Source organism: Bilifractor sp. LCP21S3_F8 (assembly GCF_052117805.1).
Lineage (GTDB): Bacteria > Bacillota > Clostridia > Lachnospirales > Lachnospiraceae > Bilifractor.
The window spans coordinates 36,554-59,993 of record NZ_JBQKIK010000010.1 but is presented as its reverse complement, the minus strand read 5'-3'; the positions used below and the strand labels follow the sequence as shown (position 1 = coordinate 59,993).

The following is a 23,440-nucleotide window of genomic DNA, read 5'->3' as shown; positions in this document are numbered from 1 at the left end:
TTTAGAAGAAAGACAGAGGTTACACAGCACCGAGGCAGTCTCTGCTTAGAAAAGAGGAGGAAAAATTGACTAAGTACATGGTAAAACGTGTGGTGCTGGCGATTGCGTCCATCATCATCGTTACACTCATCACATTCTTTGTTATGAACCTGATCCCGGGAGGGCCTTTCACGGCGGAGAAGGCTCCGAGCCAGGCGGTTATGGACGCGCTGACAAAGCGGTACAATCTGGATAAGCCCCTGGGGGAGCAGTACCTTCTCTATATGAGAAATCTTCTGCATGGAGACTGGGGAATTGATATGAAGAACGGAAGAGAGATCGGACCGGATCTTTTCTCCAAGTTTGCGGTTTCCGCGAAGCTCGGCGGAATCGCCATGATCATCGCTGTTGTATTCGGCGTGATTCTCGGTTCCATTGCTGCGCTGAAGCGGAATAAGGTGCCGGATCGTATCATTATCTTCTTCACGACGCTGGGTACGGCGATGCCTTCCTTTATTCTGGCAACTCTGCTGCTTCTGGTGTTCTGTGTGCAGCTTGCGATTTTCCCGGTATTCAGCTCAAATCCGAGCCTTGTGCTTCCCGTGATTTCTCTGGCTGTCTATCCGACGGCGTATATTACGCGTCTGACGAAGACATCGATGCTGGACGCGCTGAGTCAGGACTATATCCGCACCGCGCGTGCGAAGGGCGTCAGCCGGTCAAAGATCATTTTCGTGCACGCGCTGAAGAACGGTCTGATTCCTGTTGTGACCTATCTCGGACCGCAGATTGCATATATCATCACAGGATCGATGGTCGTGGAGACAATCTTCACTGTTCCGGGCCTTGGAACCTATTTTGTGAAAGCCATTACCGACCGGAACTACTCCGTGATCATGGCGACAACGATCTTCCTCGCGGTTCTGATGATCGTTGCAAACCTGATTACCGATATTGTATACAAGCTGATCGATCCGAGAATCAATTTTGAATGATCGCACAGAAGGAGCTTTGAAATGACTGAAACAGAGAATATATACAAGAAACGCCAGATTCTGTCTGCGCAGATCGATCTGAGCAAATTTAATAAGAAGAATTTTGAAAAGGCAACCGATGAGGAGAAGAAACAGCAGGATGTTATGGGGGAGTCCTCTACATTTCTGAAGGACGGACTCCGCCGTCTGAGAAAAAACCACATGGCGATGGCTTCCATCGTTGTGCTCATCCTTCTGATTGTGGCGATCATCGTGATCCCGATGATTGTTCCGTACAGCTACAGTGACATGATTACCGTGAACGGTCATCGTGACGGTACGGCGGTCAATCTGCCGCCAATGTACTATTCGCAGCGGGAGCTGCAGTACATGCAGAGCACCGGAGTGAGACTTTTTCCACACATTCTTGGAACCGATTCCCTGGGGCGTGATTACTTCATCCGTGTCGTATACGGAACGAGAGTCAGCCTGTCTGTCGGTGTCGTATCGGCGGTCATGGTTCTGATCATCGGTGTCCTCTACGGAACGATCTCCGGATATTTCGGCGGCAAGGTGGACCTGATCATGATGCGTATTGTCGATATCATCTATTCTCTGCCGGATATGCTGATCATCATTCTTCTGTCCGTGGTGCTGAACGCGCGGCTGACACCTCTGATTAAGGGAACCGTGCTCGCCAAGCTCGGCGGCAACATGCTGGCGATGTTTATCGTGTTTGCCCTCCTGTACTGGGTCGGCATGGCCCGGCTGGTCAGAGGACAGATTCTTTCGATCAAGAACAATGAGTACATTCTCGCGGCAAAAGCGATCGGAACGCCGAATGGTCAGATCATGAGAAAGCATGTCGTGCCGAATGTACTTTCCATCATTATCATTACAACGGCGCTTCAGGTGCCGAGTGCTATTTTCACCGAAAGCTACCTTTCCTTCCTCGGACTTGGTGTCAATCTTCCGATGACATCCCTCGGATCCCTGGCAAATGATGCCCGGGCCACGATTACCTCTGCGCCATACCGTCTGCTGGTTCCCGCTCTGGTTATCGTAGTCATCGTTCTTGCGCTGAACCTGATCGGCGACGGGCTCCGGGACGCGTTTGACTCGAAGCTGAACTGACAGATCCGGCATTGCCGGAGCTGGGGTATGTCGAGCCTCTGGGCGGGTGTATGCCAGGCAGGGACGCTGCTCGACGGTGCCGGATAAAAGCTGCGGTATGGCGAACCTATGGGTCTTATACCAGAATGGGTGCTGCTCGACGGCGCCGGATGTAGGTTCCAGGAGAATTTCCTGAGAGGTGCGGTGTTTACCGGAAAAATGCTACCTGATTTTTTCCGGAAATCAGAAAGGATGAAAGGACAGAGAAAATCATGTCTGAAGAAAATAATTTACTATTGGAGGTTGATAACCTCCATACAAGCTTTTTTACAGATGCCGGTGAGGTAAAGGCAGTCAACGGAGTCACATTTAACCTGGAGAAAGGCAAGACCCTCGGAATCGTGGGAGAGTCGGGATCCGGAAAATCAGTAACCGCGTATTCAATCATGCAGATTCTCGCCGAGACCGGAAAGGTGGTGGAGGGGGAGATCCGCTACAAGGGCGAGGATATCACGAAGTGGGATGAGAAGAAGCTGTCGAAGTACCGCGGCGAGAAGGTGTCGATCATTTTCCAGGATCCGATGACTTCCCTGAATCCGGTGTTTACGATTGGTTATCAGCTGAAGGAGGCGATTCTTCTTCACACGAACAAGAATAAGGACGAGGCCTGGAAGCGGGCGGTTGAGATGCTGACACTCGTCGGAGTGAACGAGCCGGAGAGCCGGATGAAGCAGTATCCCTACGAGCTCTCCGGAGGCATGCGCCAGCGTGTCATGATTGCCATGGCGCTCTGCTGTGAGCCGGATATTCTGATCGCGGATGAGCCGACCACAGCGCTGGATGTGACGATTCAGGCGCAGATTCTGGAGCTGATGCAGGATCTGCAGAAGAAGATGGGTATGGCGATTATCATGGTTACGCATGACCTGGGCGTCATTGCGTCCATGTGTGATGAGATCATCGTTATGTACGGCGGACGTGTCTGCGAGCGCGGCACCGCGGATGCTATTTTTTATCATCCGGCGCATGAGTATACGAAGGGGCTGCTGCGTTCCATTCCGACGACCGAAAACATGAATGAACGGCTGGTTCCGATCGGAGGAACGCCGATCAACCTCCTTAACATGCCGAAGGGCTGTGCTTTCTGCCCGCGGTGTGAAAATGCCATGAAGATTTGTCTGGAAAAGGTTCCGGACGAGTACCAGGTAGGGCCTGAGCATCGGGCGAGTTGCTGGATGAATGTGATGGACCTGTATGAAAATGAGGAGGTAAAGGCATGAGTGACAAGGAAAAAAAGCCGCTCCTTAAGGTAGAGCATCTGAAGCAGTATTTCCCGGTATCTCAGGGCTTTCATAAGATTCCGCTGAAGGCAGTAGATGATATCAGCTTTGAGATCATGCCGGGTGAGACCCTGGGGCTGGTAGGAGAATCCGGATGCGGCAAGACGACGGTCGGCCGCACACTTCTGCGGCTGTATGAGCCGACGGCAGGACGGATCACCTTCGAGGATCAGGTGCTCTTCGACAGCGGCGATGTGTACGATGAGGACGGGAATCCGGTTCTCGATTCAAATGGCAGGCCGAAGAAGGGAAAGCGTGTTGAGGTAAACATGCTTCCCTACCGGAAGAAGATGCAGATGGTATTCCAGGATCCGTATTCTTCGCTGGATCCCCGTATGACCGTTGAGGACATCGTCGGAGAGCCGCTGGACACCCATCACCTGTACAAGAACAGACAGGAGCGGAGAGAGAAGATCTTAAAGCTCCTGGAGACCGTCGGATTGAATGCTGAGCATGCGATGCGCTACGCACATGAGTTTTCCGGCGGACAGAGACAGCGAATCGGCATTGCCCGTGCGCTGGCTGTGAATCCGTCCTTCATCGTCTGCGATGAGGCGGTATCTGCTCTGGACGTATCGATTCAGGCGCAGGTTCTGAACATGTTTGAGGATCTGCAGGATCAGCTGGGCATCGCGTATCTCTTCATTGCGCATGACCTTCTGGTTGTGCAGCACATCTCCGATCGTATTGCGGTTATGTATCTCGGACACATGATGGAGATTGCGGACGCGGACGAGTTGATGAATCATCCGATTCATCCGTACACGCTGTCTCTGCTTTCCGCGATTCCGATTCCGGATCCGGAAACGGCCAGACACAGCCATCGGATCATTCTGGAGGGCGATGTGCCAAGTCCTCTTCATATGCCGACGGGTTGTCCGTTCCGTACGCGCTGCAAGTATGCGACAGAGAAGTGTACGCAGGAAAGACCGCCTCTGACAGACAGGGGAAACGGACACAGGTGTGCGTGCTGGAACCGGTAAATGATGCGGTATCAGCAAGAATATATGCGGAATCGGCAGGAGGGAGTAATTAACAGGCCGAATATTCCGTATTGATCTTTTGCGGTCATATCTCCCGCAGGGGAGTCTGACATGAACCATTATTTGCATATCAATGGCTTTTTGGGGTCACATCTCCCGCAGGGGAGTTTGACATAAATATCTATCTGTCAACAGATAGCAGAAATCAGGAGGAAGAAATATGAAAAAGAAGTTAGTCGCATTAGTGCTGGCGTCTGCCATGGCAGTCGGCCTCGGCGCGTGTGGAAATGCCGGTTCTCTCAAGGAGGGAGGCAACGCTGTTTCCGGTTCGAATGCAGCTGCAGCAACAAGCACAGGAAGTGAAGCGGCAGGCGGCAATAGCGGAGATAAGACTCCTTCCAGCGCAAAGCTGAATTCTGACGCAAGCACACTGTACATTAACCTCGCGTCTGAGCCGCAGCATCTGGATCCGGCGCTGAACAACACCGTTGACGGTGCCTGCCTGGCAGTCAACTCCTTCGTAGGTCTGTACACTTATGACAAGGATGACAAGCTCACGCCGGCGATCGCGGACGGCGATCCGCAGATCTCCGATGACGGAACCCAGTGGACCATCAAGCTGAAGCAGACAAAGTGGTCCGATGGCACAGACCTGACGGCAAAAGATTTTGTATACAGCTGGAACCGTGCGGCAAACCCGGACACCGCGGCGGATTACGGATATCTTTTTGACGTTATCGCGAAAAATGATGACGGAACGCTTAAAGTAGAAGCTCCGGACGATTACACACTGACCATCACACTGAACAATCCGTGCGCATACTTCGACCAGCTTCTTGCGTTCCCGGTATTTGATCCGGTTCCGCAGGCATCCGTTGAAGCGGCAGACCCGAACGGCGACAATCCCGGCAACTGGGCTGCTGAGGCAGGCTTTGTATCCAACGGTGCTTACACCTGCACAGCATGGAATCATGACGCATCCATGGAATATACAAAGAACCCGAACTTCTATGATGCGGACAACGTAACCATCGATAAGCTGAACTTCATGCTTTCCGCGGATGACACCGCTACCTTTGCGGCATATAACAGCGGAGATCTTGATTTCATCGATAATATTTCCACCGACGAGGTTCCGAATGTAAAGGACTTCTCTGATTTCTATATCGCGGATATGCTTGGAACTGTATACACCGGTTTCAATGTCAATGCATCTCTCTTTGACGGAATGACCGAGCAGCAGGCAAGTGATTTCCGTAAGGCATGCTCTCTGGTTATCGACAGACAGTATCTTGCCGATACCGTAGGTCAGACCGGTCAGGAGCCGGCAGGTTCCTATGTTCCGTCCGCTATGTCTGACGGAAACGGCGGCACCTGGTCTCAGACATATTATGACGCTGCTACCACAGGAGCTGACAACGTTGAGGAGGCTGTAAAGCTTCTGGAGAGCGCTACCGGCTACACCTTTACCGATAATGGTGATGGAACCTATACACCGTCTACACCGATTTCCATTGAGTACCTGACGAACTCCGGTTCAACCAATGAGAAGGCCGCTCAGCTGATTCAGGACGACCTGAGCAAGCTTGGAATCGAAGTAAACATCAAGACTGAGGACTGGAAGGTATTCATTTCCGACCGTCAGAATGGAAATTACACGATGTGCCGTGGCGGATGGGTTGCAGACTATGATGATCCTTCCAACATGCTTGAGGTATTCCAGACCAGCAGCGGAAACAACGATATGCAGTTCGGCAAGAACCCGACCTCTGCGGCACCGCAGAACTGGGCGGACTATGACAAGCTTCTTGAGGAAGCACGCACAGAGGTAGACACCGCAAAACGTACCGATGACCTTGTAAAGGCCGAGAAGATGCTGATGGATACCAACGCGGTAATCCCGCTCTACTTCTACAACGATATCTACATGATGAAGTCCAACGTTTCCGGCGTATACATGACCAAGACCGGCAACAAGTACTTCATGTACGCAACAAAGACTGCGCAGTAACAGCTTCTGTTCGCAGTGTGAATGAAATGAATCACATATGCTGATTGTGGACGAGACCGTCCGGGAAATTCCCGGGCGGTCTCGTTTTTAATTTACGCGAACAGTGAGCCGCAGCCGAATGCGAAGTATTCGTGTGCGGCGAGCGTCGCGATAGCGAGATAAAACTCGCACAGCGTGTTTTATCTCGTTTTCGGCGAGTCTGCCATACGGTCCGCACACATTTCATAGGCTGTGATTCATGAAAACGTCACCATCAGGAACTGCCACGGAGAAAAAACGGTGTGATGCAAATGCAATGAATGCACTTGCATTTCGAGAGTTGAGTTTGGCTAATTTTACAATACAAAATTCTGAAATAGAGGCTTAAAACCATCATAAGATACAAAATAATTGAAATATTTACATATATATTGTTTATGTTTCATCTTATTTGCGATATAATCGAAGCATGGCCAAAAACAGTGGCCCGTAAGGGCCGCATGGATAAGGAGGGATGGTATGCTGGAAGAATGCTACTACAAAAAGGCGGATGAAATTATTGCCGGCTATGGAAAAAAGCCATCGTCGCTGATTCCGATTATGCAGGATATTCAGGCGGAATATCGATACCTGCCGGGCGAGCTGCTGACCTACGTGGCGAAGCAGATCGGTATCAGTGAGTCCAAGGCTTACAGCGTGGCTACATTCTACGAGAACTTTTCGTTCGAGGAGAAGGGAAAGTATGTAATCAAGGTTTGTGACGGCACGGCCTGTCATGTCAGAAAATCCGCACCGATTCTGGAGGCGTTCCAGAAGGAGCTCGGGCTGAGCGCGAAGAAACACACGACGGACGACATGCTTTTTACCGTTGAAACGGTTTCGTGCCTCGGAGCATGCGGACTGGCTCCGACGGTCATGGTTAACGAGGAGGTTCATCCGAAGATGACGCCGGAATCGGCGCTGGAGCTGATTCATGAACTGCGAGGTGACCGGAATGATTAGAACGAGAGAGGATCTGAAGAAGAGAACAGAGCTTGCCAATGAAGTAATGGCTTCCTATGACTGCCGTATACTCGTCTGTTCCGGTACCGGCTGTATCGCGTCCGGTTCTGAGAAGGTATATGAAGAATTCATGCGTATCGTTGGGGATACGCCGGGAGTGACCCTGGAGTTCGGATCCCATGGTCCGGAGGCACATCTGGGAGTCCGGAAGACCGGCTGCCAGGGCGTCTGTGAGCTCGGACCGCTTGTGAGAATTCAGAAGGGCGATAAGGTTGTGCAGTATACGAAGGTACAGCCGTCCGACTGTCAGGAGATTTTCAACCGCACTGTTATGGGCGATGATGTCATTGAGAGCCTGCTGTACAAGCAGAAGGGCGTGACATATACTTCGCCGGATGAGATTCCTTTTATTGCGAAGCAGACCCGGATTGTTCTGGAAAACTGCGGAAAGTACGATTCGGAGTCGCTGGATGAGTACCTTGCGTCCGGAGGATTTCAGGCATTCCAGAAGGCACTCTTTGAGATGAAGCCGGAGGAAATCGTCGATGAGGTCGACCGGTCCGGACTCAGAGGAAGAGGCGGCGGTGGATTCCCCACCGGAAGAAAATGGAAGCAGGTGGCGCGTCAGAAGGAGAAGGAGCGCTATGTCGTCTGCAATGGTGACGAGGGAGACCCGGGAGCATTCATGGATGGCTCCGTCATGGAGGGAGATCCCTACAAGCTGATCGAGGGAATGATGATCGCCGGATACGCGGTGAGCAGTGAAAACGGATACATCTATGTGCGTGCGGAGTACCCGATGTCCGTTGCAAGGCTGCGCCACGCGATCGCGGAGCTGGAGGACAAGGGGCTGCTCGGTGATCACATCCTGGGAACCGATTTCAACTTCCATATGCACATCAACCGCGGTGCCGGCGCGTTCGTCTGCGGTGAGGGCTCTGCTCTGACCGCGTCAATCGAAGGAAACCGGGGCATGCCGAGAGTTAAGCCGCCGAGAACGGTTGAGAAGGGCCTGTGGGCGAAACCGACTGTTCTGAACAATGTCGAGACCTATGCGAACGTACCGAAAATCGTACTTCAGGGTGCAGACTGGTACCGCAGCATCGGAACCGAGAGTTCCCCCGGTACGAAGACCTTCTCTCTGACCGGCTCCATTCAGAATACCGGTCTGATCGAGGTCCCGATGGGAACAACGCTTCGCGAGATCATTTTTGACATCGGAGGCGGAATGAAGGACGGCGGAACCTTTAAGGCGGTTCAGATCGGCGGCCCCTCCGGCGGATGCCTGACGAAGGACCATCTGGATGTGCCGCTTGATTTTGAGACGGTGAAGAAATACGGAGCGATCGTCGGATCCGGCGGTCTGGTTGTCATGGATGACAGCACCTGTATGGTGGAGGTTGCCCGATTCTTCATGAGCTTCACGCAGAGAGAGTCCTGCGGAAAGTGCGTTCCATGTCGTGAGGGCACAAAGCGCATGCTGGAAATACTGGAGAAGATTGTCGGCGGCAAGGGCGAGCTGGAGGACCTGGACCGCCTGGAGGAACTGGCGACAATGGTGAAGAACATGTCTCTGTGCGGACTTGGCAAGAGTGCGCCGCTGCCGGTTCTGAGTACCCTGAATACCTTCCGGGATGAATATATCGAGCATATCGTGGACAAAAAATGTCGTGCCAAGGTCTGCACCGCGCTGCGCCGGTTTGTGATCAATCCGGAATTCTGCCGCGGCTGCGGAAAGTGCGCGAAGAACTGTCCGGTCGGAGCGATCACGGGTGTCCGCAAGGAGTGCTATCACATTGATAATGATCTCTGTATCAAGTGCTCGACCTGCAAGGACAACTGTGCGTTCGACGCGATTTATATTGAGGCATAGGAGGGATGAGATGGGAGTTATAACGATTGACGGCAGAAAAGTCGAATTTACCGACGAGAAAAATCTTCTTACAATCATCAGAAAAGCGGGCATCGATATCCCCACCCTCTGCTATCACTCGGAGCTGTCTACGTTTGGCGCGTGCAGACTGTGCATGGTTGAGGATGAGCGGGGAAGAATGTTTGCCTCCTGCTCCGAGGAGCCCCGGGACGGAATGGTGATCCGCACCAATACGGAAAGGCTTCGCAAGTACCGCAAGCTGATCATTGAGCTTCTGCTGGCGGCGCACTGCAGAGACTGTCTGACCTGTGAAAAAAGCGGTGACTGTAATCTTCAGACACTGGCAAAGCGTTTCGGCATCATGCATGTGCGCTTCCAGAACTACAAGGAGCAGATGCCGCTGGATTTCAGCTCCCCGTCGATTGTACGGGATCCGAACAAATGCATCCTCTGCGGAAACTGCGTCCGAGTATGCAGTGAGCTGCAGGGAATCGAGGCGATCAATTTTGCGAACCGCGGCGCGGAAGCCATGGTTATGCCTGCGTTTGACAAGCCGATCGGAGAGACCGACTGCGTAAACTGCGGACAGTGCCGTGTATTCTGTCCGACAGGCGCGATCAGCATCCACCACAACCGGACAGAGGTGTGGAATCTTCTTGGAGATCCGGATGTGCGCGTGATCGCTCAGGTAGCACCGGCTGTCCGTGTGGCGGTGGGAGCTGCCTTCGGCCTTCCGAAGGGCAAGAGTGTGATGGGCAAGATCGCGAACGTACTTCGTCGAATTGGTTTTGACGAGGTGTATGATACCACGTTCGGCGCGGATCTGACCATTATGGAGGAGGCTTCGGAGTTTGTGGACCGCGTAGAAAACGGCGGAACACTGCCGCTTCTGACGAGCTGCTGTCCGGCGTGGGTGAAGTTTGTCGGCGATCAGTACCCGGATCTCACACCGAACGTTTCGACGTGCCGTTCGCCGCAGGGAATGCTCTCCGCGGTTACAAAGGAGTATTATCGTGATCCGGCGAATAATGCGGACGGCAGAAGAACGGTCATGGTATCCATCATGCCGTGTACGGCGAAGAAGATGGAGGCGAAGAGACCGAACAGCTTCACAGACGGAGAGCAGGATACGGACTATGTTCTGACGACGACCGAACTGATCGATATGATCCGTACCTCGGGAATCGATTTTGCGGATCTGGAACCGGAGGCGTCGGATGTTCCATTCGGCCTTGGATCCGGCGGCGGTGTTATCTTCGGTGTATCCGGCGGTGTGACCGAGGCGGTTCTGCGCAGGATTACAGAGGGACATGACCAGGAGACGCTGGATCGGATCGCAGCCTGCGGCGTGCGTGAGGATGAGTTTATCCGCGAGTTTGCTGTTCCCTATAAGGACAGAGAACTGAAGATCTGCGTGGTATCCGGACTGGCGGATGCCGGAAAGGTGATGGATCAGGTGAAAAGCGGCGAGAAGCATTTCGATCTCATCGAGGTGATGGCCTGCCGCCGCGGATGTATCATGGGCGGAGGACAGCCTCGTCTTGCCGGCGACCGCACGAAGGCTGCCAGAAGAGACGGCATCTATAAGGCTGACCACAGCTCGGTGATCCGCAAGTGCAACGAGAACCCGACGATACTGTCACTCTACGACGGAATGCTCAAGGGGAAGGAGCACAAACTGCTTCATAACGAGAGATTCTGCGCGGAATGAATTAAGAAAATAAAAGGATAAGCGGAAAGCCCTGTCACGATTGACAGGGCTTTCTGTGTGTGTATATCTTTTGTGAGCCGGAGCGGATCAGGTCAGGAACCCAGGCGCGCAGAGCAGGACAGATATGTTTAAGTATGTATTTTGTATACCGGATCTGGTCAGGTGCCCGGGCGGGCAGAGCGGGACGGATATGTTTGAATATATATTTTGTAGATCGGGAACGGTCTGCTCACTGCGAGGTGAGGGATGCCTGCTTTCTGTAGTCCCTTGGCGCCATGTGGTATCTGGCCTGGAACGCGCGGTTGAAGGTCGCCTGGCTCTGGAAACCGCAGTCGAGGTAGATATCCGTGACAGACCGGTCGCTGTCTGCAAGAAGCGCGGACGCATGCTGAAGCCGGACATCGTTGAGATAATGGTTGAAATTCTGGTGAAACACACCGGAAAAGACCCGGGAGAGTGCAAATGGGCTGATTCCGAGCGCCTGCGACATCGTGGTCAGAGAGATGTCCTCCCGGTAGTGAGCGGATATGTACACCGCTGTCTGGTATACGATGTCGTGATCCTTCAGATCTGTTCTTTTCTGCAGCTTCAGAAGAGGGAGACTGCTGGCAAGAATGATTTGTGTGAAGGAGTGGTTCAGCGTATTGATGCAGGCGGCGTTCAGCTGCTCGGACAATGGAGAGGAGCGGGAGAGCTTTCCAGACTTTGTACCAGTGCTTTGAGGGACAGTCCTGTCGGAGGCGTGCTTCGGCGCGGATGTGACAGAACAGATTTCATGGTTCTGCATCGCAGCGATATCTGATGCATCGGAAGACACAGCCGTGTCCTCGCTCTCTGTCAGGTCAGACAGATCCTGCGGCGGAAGCTCGGGAACATTATTATTTCCGTGGGTAGGATTGAGAAAATCAGGCGAGGAATACAGATGTTCGCGATTGATTTTCATCAGGTTCTTCAGCGCATAGATTACATTCGGCGGAACCTGCTCCTTCGGGATCACCGGATTCTCCGGCTCGTAGTTTCGAAGAAAGTCTGCATAGATTCCGAAATAGGCAGGAGATGCCAGAAGGGTGACGTGCTGATTCGTGCCCTGGGAAAAAACCTGATAGTGGTGAATGAGATTCGGGAAGATGACGCCGAGATCACCCGGCTTCATCTCGAACAGGTCGGTTCCGGTTCCGGCTACAATCGAACCGTTCGTCACAAGAATGATTTCGATTGACTGGTGCAGATGGGGAGGAATATGAATAGAATTCTGCTTCACGATCTGCAGATGATCGGCGCTTTCTTCGTAAATTGGTATCACGGCGGTCCTCCTTGCAAGATTTGATTGGTTTTTTATTCCTTTTGATGCGAAGTATAGCAGAATATGCGGTATTTTACAATTGCAGCAAGGAAGAAACAAAGCAATAAGAAACAAGGAAACAAGGAAATCAGGAAACCGGGAAAGATTTGAAAAGATCTGAAAAGGTCGCGAAAGACCTGAAAAGATCTGTAAAGACCTGAAAACAACTGGAAACACCTGAGAACCTGCACAACAGACAGATCATTACGAAAGAGAGGATATAGATTATGATGAACACAAACGTAACAACAAAGAACAACAATGTAATGGGAAAGAACACAGCAAGAGTATATAACGGAAGAAATACAAAGACATCTCTTAAGGATCGCTTCCATGCATATATGAGAGAGGTTGTTGATTTCTACGGTGATATCGCAAGAAGAAGCGGATATCGTAATCCGATGGGCTTCTGATGAAAGCAGGAGACCGCAATTCGGAGACTCCGGAAGGTAAGTGTCGGAGCTTCGGCGAAGGATTATTGAGCAATGCAAACAGAACAGATATTTTTCTCCGGAGAAAACCGGGGATCGGAAAATGGACAGAAAACGGATGGATCTCTTGATTGAGACTGCCGCTTTTCTGTCTTTTCTTTTTATATGTTGCAATTCTGTCCATTTCTTTTTGTATGTTATATAATGGATCGGAGTGTTCAGCGGAATGACCTACATTGTTCTTGTCTGGCACTGTGAACAGAAACAGGTATGTCTGATTATCTGTTGAACGGAAACAGGTAGATCTGAATATAATGAGAGAACTGTATAAGGAAGGGAGAAATACATTATGGCATGGTACGATGAAGCGGTTTTTTATCATATTTATCCTTTGGGACTTACCGGTGCGCCGAAGCAGAATGACTACAGTGAGCCTGTGCACCGCATGAAGAAGCTGATCCCATGGATTGATCATATGAAGGAGCTCGGATGCAGCGCGCTGTATATCGGACCGCTTTTTGAATCGGCAAGTCATGGATATGATACCACCGATTACCGGAAACTGGACAGCAGACTGGGAGACAACGAGGATCTGAAGGAGTTCGTGTCAAGGTGCCATAAGGCCGGAATCCGGGTTATTTTTGACGGTGTATTCAACCATACCGGGAGAGATTTCTTCGCGTTCCGGGATCTGCAGAAGAACCGTGAGAGCTCTGCATATCGGGACTGGTACTGCAATGTAAATTTCGGCGGGAATAATGAGTACAACGATGGATTTTCGTATGAAAACTGGGGCGGATACAATCTGCTGGTCAAGCTGAACCAGAGAAATCCGGAGGTTCAGAATTACATCTGTGATACGATCCGGTTCTGGGTGAAGGAGTTTGACGTGGACGGCATTCGCCTGGACGCGGCAGATGTGCTGGATTTTGATTTTATGAAGTGTCTGCGCAGAACCGCCAATGAGGTGAAGAAGGACTTCTGGCTGATGGGCGAGGTCATCCACGGCGACTATATCCGGTGGTCAAATCCGGAGATGCTCCACGCTGTCACGAATTACTGTCTGCACAAGGCACTCTATTCCGGACACAATGAGCACAATTATTTTGAGATTGCGCACACGGTACGAAGACTGTACGAAATGGGCGGCAACCGGCCGGACGGACTCGGTCTCTACAATTTTGTGGACAATCATGATGTGGAGCGGATTTACACAAAGCTGAACAATAAGGCACATATGTTCCCGGTACATGTCCTGCTCTATACCCTTCCGGGAGTGCCGTCGATCTATTATGGCTCGGAGTTCGGCATCGAGGGACGCAAGGAATGGGGAAGCGACGCGTCGCTTCGTCCGGAGCTGAACCTCGATGATTACAGGGATGCGGTAAGAACAAACCCGATCACGAGAGAAATCGCTGCGCTTGGACGGATCCGGCAGTCGGTGAAGGCACTTTCGTATGGAGCGTATAAGGAACTTCTGCTGACAAACCGGCAGTATGCGTTTGCCAGGGAGTGGAATGGGGAGAATGTTCTGGTCACGGTAAATAATGACGACAATGATTTTACCATGACGATATCTGCCGAGGGTGGGGAACATTTTATCGGAGGACTTGCCGGAACGTCGGTGACCGCGCAGAACGGGCAGATTACTGTCACAATTAAGGCGAATTCCGGAGAGATCTGGATCCCGGCGGCGGAAGGGGAGAACCCGGATTTCATGAAAACATCGGTATGCAAGGCAGAATCAGGAAACATAGATACTCCGGCATGTGAGGAGGAAACCGACATTGCGGATACTCCGGCATGTGAGGAGGAATCCGAAATGAAGGATGGCGCGGCATGCGAGGTGGAATCCGAAGTGAAGGATGGCGCGGCATGCGGGGCAGACTCCAAAATGAAGGATACGTTGACAGCGGAGACGGAATCCGGAATACGGCAGCCTGGAGAGCAGGTTTCGGAGGAAAGCATAGAGAAGAAGACCGGGAGACTTCTCAAGGAAGCGGCTGGAAAATCGTATGAGGAGATGACAGTCGAGGAACTGCAGGCGGCTATTTTGGCAAAACTTGCGTCGAATGGACCTGTCACAGATCAGATGAAGCGTGATGTGGCGGAAAATATCTGGCATGATTCCCTGGTGAACTGGGTAAAGAGCTTCCGATGAGAACAGTATTTAAAGCCACCGGCTGGTCCGGTGGCTTTGCTGTCAATTTCATTATAATAGCATTGACAAAGACCTGGCTCAGGTGTATTTTTAAATTACATATGAACGATTGAGCATATGTTTAATAAATCAAAAGAAAATATTGTTGCCACATGAAGAAATTTTAACAGCCAGGGGGTGCCTATGAGCGACATGGATGACATCAGGAAGAAAAGAACGGAGCTGATTTGTGACGCGGAGAAAGTGTCACAGGAAGTGAAGGCTGCGGAGACAGAGCAGAAGGAGAAAGAGGAACGCTTGGCAGAAGAGCGGGAGGAGGCGCTGAAGAATTCCGAGACCAGGAAATTCGACGCGGCGAAACTGTTACAGGAGCAGGAGCGGTCCGAAAAGGAGCGGGCTGAACAAGAACGGTCAGAACAGGAGCGGTCCGGAAAGAAGCGGGCTGAACAGGAACAGTTAGAAGAGGATGGGCCTGAACATGACAGGCCCGAACAGAAGCGGTCTGGATCGGAGAATTCAGGACAGCCGCAGTCAGAACAGCAGGAGTCAGAGCAACGGAAATCAGGGCAGAAGCCTGTGAAGAAAGAAAAGGCCGAAGATGATGCTGACGACGAGAATGACGATGAAGATAATGACGATGATGAAGACGATGAGATGGAGCCAAAGCAGAAGCTGATTCAGATCGTCGTTTCAACAGGGCTTCTGATCGCCGCATACCTGATTAACCGTGCTCTTCCCGGTCTGGAAATGTGGCAGCGTCTGCTGATCTATCTGGTGCCTTACATTGCAGCGGGATTCGATGTCCTTCGGGAGGCCGGCGAAGGAATCGCTCACGGCGAGGTGTTTGACGAGTCATTTCTGATGACTGTCGCGACGGCCGGAGCGCTGCTGATCGGTTTTGTACCGGGAGGCAAAGAGATGTTTCCGGAGGCAGTGTTCGTGATGCTGTTTTTCCAGGTTGGAGAGCTGTTTGAGGGGATTGCCGAGGGCAACAGCAGAAGGGCGGTATCGCAGCTGCTCGACATTCGTCCGGATACCGCGAACCTGGAGTGCGGCGGAGAAGTGAAAACGGTAAATCCTGAGGAGGTGAAGGTCGGTGATATCCTTGTGGTAAAGCCGGGAGAAAAAGTCCCGATGGACGGGATCGTTGTGGAGGGAAGTTCAAGTCTTGACACAGTGGCGCTGACCGGCGAGAGCTTGCCGCGTGATGTCAGAACCGGAGACGTGATTCTTTCCGGATGCGTGAATCAGAACGGGCTTCTCCGGATGAAGGTGGAAAAGGAATTCGGGGAGTCAACTGCCGCGAAGATTCTGAAACTTGTCGAGAATGCCGGGAGCAGGAAGTCAAAGAGCGAAAAATTTATTTCAAAATTCGCCAGGGTTTACACGCCGATTGTCGTGCTTGCAGCGGTGGCGGTGGCTTTTCTTCCGCCGCTTATTTCGGGCGATTTCGTCGGGAATTTTGCCACATGGCTGCTCCGCGCCCTGACCTTCCTGATCGTATCCTGCCCGTGCGCGCTGGTGGTTTCCGTACCGCTTGCGTTTTTCGGCGGAATCGGCGCCGCGTCCAAAATCGGTGTTCTGATCAAGGGATCCGGATATATGGATGCTCTCTCCAGGGCGGATACCGTAGTGTTCGATAAGACCGGAACACTGACGAAGGGTGTTTTTGAAGTGACGACGCTTCATCCGGAGTGCATCGAAGCGAAGGAACTGCTTCACCTGGCGGCGCATGTAGAAAGGTATTCCACTCATCCGATCGCTGTCTCCCTGCGGCAGGCATTTGGAAAAGAAAATGACGGCTGTGAGGTTGAGAATGTAGAGGAAATTGCCGGCCGGGGAATCCGTGCTGCGGTAAACGGAAAGACGGTGTGTGTCGGCAATCAGAAGATGATGGAGGATGTCGGCGCAAAGTGGAAGATTTGCAATGAGCCGGGCACAATCATTCATGTAGCGATCGAGGGTAAGTACGCAGGTCATATCCACATCAATGATGTTGAAAAACCGGATGCGGCGCAGGCGATCGCGTCGCTGAAGGCGGTCGGTATCCGGAAGACGGTGATGCTTACAGGAGACCGGGAGAAGGTTGCGGAAAAGGTTGCTGCAGACCTCGGCTTAGACGAGTACAGAGCGGAGCTTTTTCCGGCGGACAAGGTATCCGAGGTCGAGAGGCTGATTGATGAGAAACCGGACGGAACCTCTCTTGTATTCGTAGGAGACGGAATCAACGATGCGCCTGTCCTTGCACGGGCAGATGTCGGAGTTGCCATGGGCGCACTTGGATCGGACGCCGCGATAGAGGCGGCAGATGTAGTCCTGATGGATGACAAGCCTTCGAAGATAGAGAAAGCGATCCGGATTTCAAGAAAAACCATACGGATTGCGAGACAGAATATTGTGCTGGCGATTGTAATCAAGATTGCTATCCTGCTTCTGGCAGCTGTCGGACTTGCGCCGATGTGGCTCGCGGTGTTCGGGGATACTGGAGTACTGCTGATCTGTGTCCTGAACTCGACGAGAACACTGAGCTACAAGAAAGGATAAGACTGCCTTCCGTGTATCAATGGGTCTTGATAAATAGCGAACGCTCTACTGGCGCAGCGTAAAAAAATAAGTATGCAGAAAGTGATATGGAGAGAAAAGGATTTGAAATGAAAGAAAATACAGTCCAGAAAAGAACCTGTTGTATGCCGGATGAGCGGGAGAAGGATTTGAAATGAAAGAAAATATTGTTCAGAAAAGAACATGCTGTATGCCGGATGAGAATGAGATGTTCGATCTGGCCGAGCTGTTTAAGGTTTTCGGAGACTCTACGCGAATCAGGATTCTGTTTGCTCTGTTTGATTCGGAACGGAGCGTCGGTGAGATCGCTGAGCTTCTGAATATGACACAGTCCGCGGTATCGCACCAGTTGAAGATCCTGCGGCAGTCCAAGCTCGTAGAAGCAAGAAGAGACGGAAAACAGATTTTTTATTCGCTTGCGGATGAACACGTACATACGATCATCCGGGTCGGGAGAGAGCATATCGAGGAGTAAGGGGCTTGAATCGGTCGAAGCCCTGCACAGAAAATAAATTTTTAAACTTGAAGATTCCACAGTCCATTAACGAAGCCGGGATGCGGCAGAAAGCGGACGGTGGAATCTTTTGCTGTGCAGGATTGCGCAGTACGGCACAATTCGTAGCTTTTTTACATTATACATAACGAAGCTTTTCGAAAATGCAGACAGGGTCGTCGTACGTAAAGCCGTGCGAAACAGAAAGGATGTGATTTCAAAGACAACAGGTATGAGTACGAAGTGAAACGGAAATGCAAATGATGCCAAGATTTTCTTGACATTTTATATCAGAGGACGTACAACTGACTTATCATACGAAATAAATAAAAGTTATGAACGAAAGTTTTTGCAAGGGAAAACGAAAGGAGACGACATGGAAATTTTAATTGATACTGCGAATGTTGAGAAGATCCGGAAGTATAACGAGATTCTGAATCTGACGGGGGTGACCTGCAATCCGACGATTATTTCAAAGGAGAAGGGGGATTTCTGGAAGATTCTTGAGGAGATCCGCTCCGTGATCGGCGGGAAACAGCTGCATGTTCAGGTGACGGCGCAGGATTATGAGGGGATGCTGCGGGAGGCGGATGTGATTGCGAACCGGCTTGGCGCGGAGAATACCTATATCAAGGTTCCGGTAAATGAAACGGGACTTCACGTGATCCGCACACTGAAGGAGAAAGGATTCAAGGTGACAGGAACTGCCGTGTACATGACGCAGCAGGCGATGCTGGCATCATCGGTCGGTGCAGACTATGTGGCGCCGTATTTTAACCGGATGAATAACAACAATGTACGGGCAGGCGAGGCAATTGCAGAAATGGCGGATCTGTTCCGGATGCATGGGACGGGCACGAAGATTCTTGCCGCGAGCTTTCACAACACACAGCAGATTATGGATGCCTTTCTGGCGGGAGCGGATGCCTGCACGGCGGATCCGGCTTATTTTTCCGCGATGGTGGAAAATCCTCTTATCGCAGATGCCGTCCGGGGATTCGACGATGACTGGAAGAGTGTCTACGGGGACCGGAGAATCTACGAGCTTTAAGGGCAGGGGGTGCTGTGAATGGCAAAATATCTGCTGGCCCATGATCTCGGTACATCCGGCGACAAGGTAACGCTTTTTGACACGGATGGAAACAGCGTGTGCAGCTCGACGATTGCATATCCGGTGCATTACTTCGGAGAACATTGTGCGGAACAGGATCCTGAGTATTGGTGGCGCGCTGTTGTAGAGGGTACAAGAAAAACAATCTCGGAAATTGATCCGGCGGACGTGCTTGGGATTTCTTTTTCCGCGCAAATGCAGTGTTGTCTTCCTGTAGACCGGGAAGGCAGGCCGCTTCGGCCCGCGATGATCTGGGCAGATCACAGGGCTGTCCGAGAAAAGGAATTTCTGTCCCGGGAAATCGGATTTGAAGATTTCTGCAGGATTACTGGACACAGACCAAATGAGAGCTACACGCTGGAAAAAATCATGTGGCTGAAGAAACATGAACCGGATGTATACCGCAAGACATATAAAGTTCTTCAGGTGAAGGACTATATTATCTTTCGGCTGACCGGCGCATTTGTGACGGATTATTCGGATGCATCCGGAACCAACGCATTGGATCTGAGGCACATGAAGTGGTCGGAGCCGATTTTGGACGCGTCTGGTATAGACGCATGTTTGTTTCCGGAGCTGCACCAGTCAGTAGACATGGCAGGGTATGTTACGAGGAAGGCTTCGGAGCTGACGGGGCTGTGCGAAGGGACGCCGGTCATGTGCGGAGGCGGAGACGGCCCGTGTTCCGCCGTTGGAGCCGGGTGCGTGAAGGACGATGAGCTGTTTGCCACCTTCGGGACATCCGCCTGGATCGGAGGAACTTCGAAACAGATTTTTGAAGATGAAGACCGGATATTGATGTGCTTTGCACATGTGATCCCGGGAAAATACATGCCGTGCGGGACCATGCAGGCGGCGGGGAGCTCCTATTCGTATATCCGCGGTCTTCTGGAAGAGGGAACGCCTTATGAGGAGCTTGACCGCATGATGGAAGCAGCGGGTCCCGGATCGGGCGGACTGATTTTTTTGCCATACCTGATTGGGGAGCGTGCGCCGAGGTGGAATGAAAAATGCAGTGGCGCGTTCCTCGGTATGCGTATGGAACACGGAAAACCGGAGTATTTGAGGGCGGTTATCGAGGGCGTCGCGATGAATCTGAACCTGATTCTCAAGGCATACCGCAGGCAGATGCACATAGAGGATATGATTCTCACGGGCGGAGGGGCCGGAAGTGATACAATCTGTCAGATACTTGCCGACGTCATGCAGGTCCGGCTGAACATTCCGGATCACGTTGATACTGCGACATCCATGGCGGCTGCGATGATTGCCGGAGTCGGAGTCGGGGTGTATCAGGATTTCAGTGAGGTGCGCCGTTTTCTCAGGCGCGACAGAGTCTTTCTGCCGGATCTGCGGAATGCTGCGCACTATCAGTGTTTGGAGAAAATTTTTGACGACAGCTATCATGCGCTGGAGCCGGTGTTCGACGAGCTTGAAGCTCTGCAACGGAATGAACCGGGAGCGGATGAGGAGTGATGCTGAAAAAGAGTCACAGGCGATTCCGGTTTGAGAGGACAGATGATGTCGTGAACGGATCATGCGTGATGGCGGAAGGGGTACAGGATGGGAAAAGTGGAAGAGAGACGCGGGCGGATTCTGAAGCTTTTGAGTGAGAGAGGGCAGATCAGCGTCAGAGAACTGTCCGAGATGGAAAATACGTCAATCGTGACGATCCGGAAGGATCTGAACGATCTGGAGGAGCAGCGCTTTATCCGGAGAGAGCAGGGGTATGCGTCGCTGAATATGGATTCTGCGATGACAGGCCGGATGTCGGTCAACTATGAGGCAAAACGCCGTATCGCCGGAAAAGCGGCATCTCTGGTGCGGGATCACGATACGGTGATGATAGAGTCCGGTTCATCCTGTGTGATGTTGGCTGCGGAGATCGCAAAATCGGGAAAGCATGTGACAATCGTGACGAATTCGGTATTCATGACCGGGTTTGTGCGAAAAGCAGGAAATGTATCGTTTGTCCTGACCGGCGGGGAATATATGTCGGATTCCGAGTGCATGACCGGGACACTTGCTGTTCGCGCAGTGCGGACGTTTCATGCACGGATTTTTTTCTCGGGAACAGACGGGTTCAGTCCGGAGCAGGGGTTCACCGGTGACAGCCTGGCCAAGGCAGAGGTGATACAGGCGATGGCAAAACAGTCAGACCGGACGATTGTACTTGCGGAACAGGCAAAATTCCGTGGGCGCGGCGCTGTGTCCGTTTTTCCGGACGGAAGCCCGGATGCGGTTGTGACGGATGGTAAGCCGGACACGGAAGTGCGGGCGGGCCTTGTGGAGCGGGGAATCCAGGTGATTCTTGTATGAAAAAATTATTACTGCCTGCCCATAAGTCTGCCAGGCAGGCAAAGGTACTGTACATCTTCAGTGCTTCAGTCGTGCATGAACAGCAGATCTGCAGTAAGAATGCCGTACTCAGAATTGCATATTGCTTAATGCGAGAGAGGTGATATATAATTCAGTTTAAGTGTTTTTGTAACTATTCAGCAGATCATAACTTATTCAGTAAACGGCCATACGATACATCGTGCCACAAACTGTATAAGTCTCCGCGTCACTTCGCTGCTTCGCAGCTTCCGTGCCGCTAACAGGCATTCGCATTCCCGCGTTGCTTCGCCCCGCTCCATGCTCATACCTGTTGTCGTCGCTAATGTTCTTGCCCACTGGTGAGCAAGCTCCCCGTGGGCCAAGAACATTGCGACTGGACTTATACAGTACATAATAATTTTTCAGCCCATCATGATTTTAAGCGGAGAAGACCGCTTACGGGTTCTTGGGATTGGGTGCTGTATAGTTACGTTTTTATCAGTAATTGCAAGATAGAAGAAAGAGGCATATCATGGAACATTTGGTTACAGTCAGAGAGATTTATAAGGAACGTGAGAAATACATCGGTCAGAAGATCAAGGTCGGCGGATGGGTCCGCAATATCCGGGATTCCAAGACCTTCGGATTTATCGTACTGCACGACGGAACCTTCTTCGAGACCCTGCAGATTGTATACGCGGACAAGCTGGATAATTTCAAGGAAATCTCCTCACTGAATATCGGCGCGGCGATCATTGTCGAGGGTACGCTGGTGGCGACACCAAATGCGAAGCAGCCGTTTGAGATTCAGGCGGAGAGCGTCGTGCTTGAGGGAGCTTCGACGCCGGATTACCCGCTTCAGCCGAAGCGGCACACGATGGATTATCTGCGGACAATTTCACACCTTCGTCCCCGCGCAAATATTTTCCAGGCTACTTTCCGTGTGCGTTCCCTGATTGCCTATGCGATTCACAAGTTCTTCCAGGAAAATGACTTCGTGTATGTGCATACACCTCTGATTACTTCCAGTGATGCGGAGGGAGCCGGAGAGATGTTCCAGGTCACTACGCTGGATCTGGCGAACGTTCCGAAAAATGAGGACGGAACGGTTGATTACTCCCAGGATTTCTTCAACAAGCCAACCAACCTCACGGTAAGCGGCCAGCTCTACGGCGAGACCTTTGCGCAGGCATTCCGCAAGATCTACACCTTCGGTCCGACCTTCCGCGCAGAGAATTCCAACACCACCCGTCATGCCGCGGAGTTCTGGATGATTGAGCCGGAGATCGCCTTTGCGGATCTGGAGGACGACATGGAATATGCGGAGGCTATGCTGAAGTATGTCATCCGCTATGTCCTTGAGAACGCACCGGAGGAGATGGAGTTTTTCAACAAGTTCGTGGACAAGGGACTGCTTGACCGCCTGAATCATGTCGTGAATTCCGACTTTGGCCGGGTAACGTACACCGAGGCCATCGACATTCTGGAGAAGCACAACGATGAATTTGATTACAAGGTGAGCTGGGGATGCGACCTTCAGACCGAGCATGAGAGATATCTGACTGAGAAGGTCTTCAAGAAACCGATCTTTGTCACAAATTATCCGAAGGACATCAAGGCCTTCTACATGAAGTTGAATCCGGATGGGAAGACGGTTGCTGCCATGGACTGCCTGGTACCGGGAATCGGAGAGATCATCGGCGGAAGCCAGAGAGAGGAAGATTACGACAAGCTGAAGGCACGCATGGAAGAGCTGAAGATGGACATGAGTCAGTACGATTTCTATCTGGATCTGCGGAAATACGGCACGACCCGTCATTCCGGATTTGGTCTCGGATTTGAGCGATGCGTGATGTATCTGACAGGAATGGGCAACATCCGCGACGTGCTTCCGTTCCCGAGAACAGTCAACCACTGCGATCTGTAAGCCCGATATGACAGTCTGATGCCGCGGCCTGAGAGCCGGAGTTATTCAGGCACCATAGCCTGTAAGGCCGAGAGGACATTGAGGGGTCACGGTGTGAAGGACGGATAGAACATTCAGCCACTTCGATCT

18 protein-coding genes are annotated in these 23,440 nt (G+C 51.8%); 16 read left to right on the top strand and 2 right to left on the bottom strand.

What is annotated here, in order from left to right:
- The first annotated feature begins 65 nt into the window (after positions 1–65).
- The 8 genes from ACTQ3A_RS06695 to ACTQ3A_RS06660 all read left to right on the top strand — a co-directional run bounded on the left by ACTQ3A_RS06695 (position 66) and on the right by ACTQ3A_RS06660 (position 10,965).
- Entirely contained in the window at positions 66–974 is a 909-nt protein-coding gene (locus tag ACTQ3A_RS06695) for an ABC transporter permease (protein ID WP_441101434.1), read from the top strand.
- Positions 975–995: 21 nt separating this feature from the next.
- Positions 996–2,087: an ABC transporter permease gene (locus ACTQ3A_RS06690; protein WP_441101435.1), complete on the top strand. Its 1,092-nt coding sequence runs from the start codon at positions 996–998 to the stop codon at positions 2,085–2,087.
- Between the two features lie 251 nt (positions 2,088–2,338).
- A complete protein-coding gene (locus tag ACTQ3A_RS06685) occupies positions 2,339–3,346 on the top strand; it encodes an ABC transporter ATP-binding protein (RefSeq protein ID WP_441101436.1) in 1,008 nt (335 codons plus the stop codon).
- A complete protein-coding gene (locus ACTQ3A_RS06680) occupies positions 3,343–4,389 on the top strand; it encodes an ABC transporter ATP-binding protein (RefSeq protein ID WP_441101437.1) in 1,047 nt (348 codons plus the stop codon). The genes ACTQ3A_RS06685 and ACTQ3A_RS06680 overlap by 4 nt, the downstream gene beginning before the upstream one ends.
- Before the next feature lie 220 nt (positions 4,390–4,609).
- A complete protein-coding gene (locus ACTQ3A_RS06675) occupies positions 4,610–6,400 on the top strand; it encodes a peptide ABC transporter substrate-binding protein (protein WP_441101438.1) in 1,791 nt (596 codons plus the stop codon).
- Between the two features lie 498 nt (positions 6,401–6,898).
- Complete coding sequence (locus tag ACTQ3A_RS06670; RefSeq protein WP_441101439.1) at positions 6,899–7,381, top strand: complex I 24 kDa subunit family protein; 483 nt, start codon at positions 6,899–6,901, stop codon at positions 7,379–7,381.
- Positions 7,374–9,254 (top strand): NADH-ubiquinone oxidoreductase-F iron-sulfur binding region domain-containing protein, encoded by a 1,881-nt coding sequence (locus ACTQ3A_RS06665; protein WP_441101440.1) that lies wholly within the window; start codon positions 7,374–7,376, stop codon positions 9,252–9,254. Before ACTQ3A_RS06670 ends, ACTQ3A_RS06665 begins: the two co-directional genes overlap by 8 nt.
- A 10-nt stretch (positions 9,255–9,264) precedes the next feature.
- The gene (locus ACTQ3A_RS06660; RefSeq protein ID WP_441101441.1) at positions 9,265–10,965 is read left to right on the top strand and encodes a [FeFe] hydrogenase, group A; all 1,701 of its coding nucleotides are present in this window, start codon (positions 9,265–9,267) and stop codon (positions 10,963–10,965) included.
- Positions 10,966–11,194: 229 nt separating this feature from the next.
- Here ACTQ3A_RS06660 and ACTQ3A_RS06655 read toward each other — a convergent pair whose 3' ends face one another.
- Positions 11,195–12,268 carry an AraC family transcriptional regulator gene (locus ACTQ3A_RS06655; protein WP_441101442.1) on the bottom strand — a complete coding sequence of 358 codons (1,074 nt, stop codon included), beginning with the start codon at positions 12,266–12,268 and terminating at the stop codon, positions 11,195–11,197.
- Between the two features lie 266 nt (positions 12,269–12,534).
- Here ACTQ3A_RS06655 and ACTQ3A_RS06650 point away from each other — a divergent pair, with 266 nt between their 5' ends.
- The 7 genes from ACTQ3A_RS06650 to ACTQ3A_RS06620 all read left to right on the top strand — a co-directional run bounded on the left by ACTQ3A_RS06650 (position 12,535) and on the right by ACTQ3A_RS06620 (position 21,384).
- On the top strand, positions 12,535–12,720 hold the full coding sequence (locus ACTQ3A_RS06650) for a hypothetical protein (RefSeq protein WP_441101443.1): 186 nt from the start codon (positions 12,535–12,537) through the stop codon (positions 12,718–12,720).
- A gap of 367 nt (positions 12,721–13,087) precedes the next feature.
- Positions 13,088–14,899 (top strand): alpha-amylase family glycosyl hydrolase, encoded by a 1,812-nt coding sequence (locus ACTQ3A_RS06645; RefSeq protein ID WP_441101444.1) that lies wholly within the window; start codon positions 13,088–13,090, stop codon positions 14,897–14,899.
- Positions 14,900–15,553: 654 nt separating this feature from the next.
- A complete protein-coding gene (locus ACTQ3A_RS06640) occupies positions 15,554–17,443 on the top strand; it encodes a heavy metal translocating P-type ATPase (RefSeq protein WP_441101446.1) in 1,890 nt (629 codons plus the stop codon).
- Positions 17,444–17,615: 172 nt separating this feature from the next.
- Positions 17,616–17,936 carry an ArsR/SmtB family transcription factor gene (locus ACTQ3A_RS06635; protein WP_441101445.1) on the top strand — a complete coding sequence of 107 codons (321 nt, stop codon included), beginning with the start codon at positions 17,616–17,618 and terminating at the stop codon, positions 17,934–17,936.
- A 394-nt stretch (positions 17,937–18,330) separates the two neighbouring features.
- Positions 18,331–19,005 (top strand): fructose-6-phosphate aldolase, encoded by a 675-nt coding sequence (locus ACTQ3A_RS06630; protein WP_441101361.1) that lies wholly within the window; start codon positions 18,331–18,333, stop codon positions 19,003–19,005.
- 18 nt (positions 19,006–19,023) lie between these two features.
- Positions 19,024–20,541, top strand: a complete 1,518-nt coding sequence (locus ACTQ3A_RS06625) for a xylulokinase (protein WP_441101360.1) — start codon at positions 19,024–19,026, stop codon at positions 20,539–20,541.
- A gap of 87 nt (positions 20,542–20,628) precedes the next feature.
- Positions 20,629–21,384 carry a DeoR/GlpR family DNA-binding transcription regulator gene (locus ACTQ3A_RS06620; protein WP_441101359.1) on the top strand — a complete coding sequence of 252 codons (756 nt, stop codon included), beginning with the start codon at positions 20,629–20,631 and terminating at the stop codon, positions 21,382–21,384.
- 195 nt (positions 21,385–21,579) lie between these two features.
- On the opposite strand, the gene ACTQ3A_RS06615 is transcribed toward ACTQ3A_RS06620, so the two are convergent.
- Positions 21,580–21,741 (bottom strand): hypothetical protein, encoded by a 162-nt coding sequence (locus ACTQ3A_RS06615; RefSeq protein ID WP_441101358.1) that lies wholly within the window; start codon positions 21,739–21,741, stop codon positions 21,580–21,582.
- A 175-nt stretch (positions 21,742–21,916) separates the two neighbouring features.
- Here ACTQ3A_RS06615 and asnS point away from each other — a divergent pair, with 175 nt between their 5' ends.
- Positions 21,917–23,311: an asparagine--tRNA ligase gene (gene asnS, locus ACTQ3A_RS06610; RefSeq protein WP_441101357.1), complete on the top strand. Its 1,395-nt coding sequence runs from the start codon at positions 21,917–21,919 to the stop codon at positions 23,309–23,311.
- Positions 23,312–23,440: the final 129 nt, after the last annotated feature.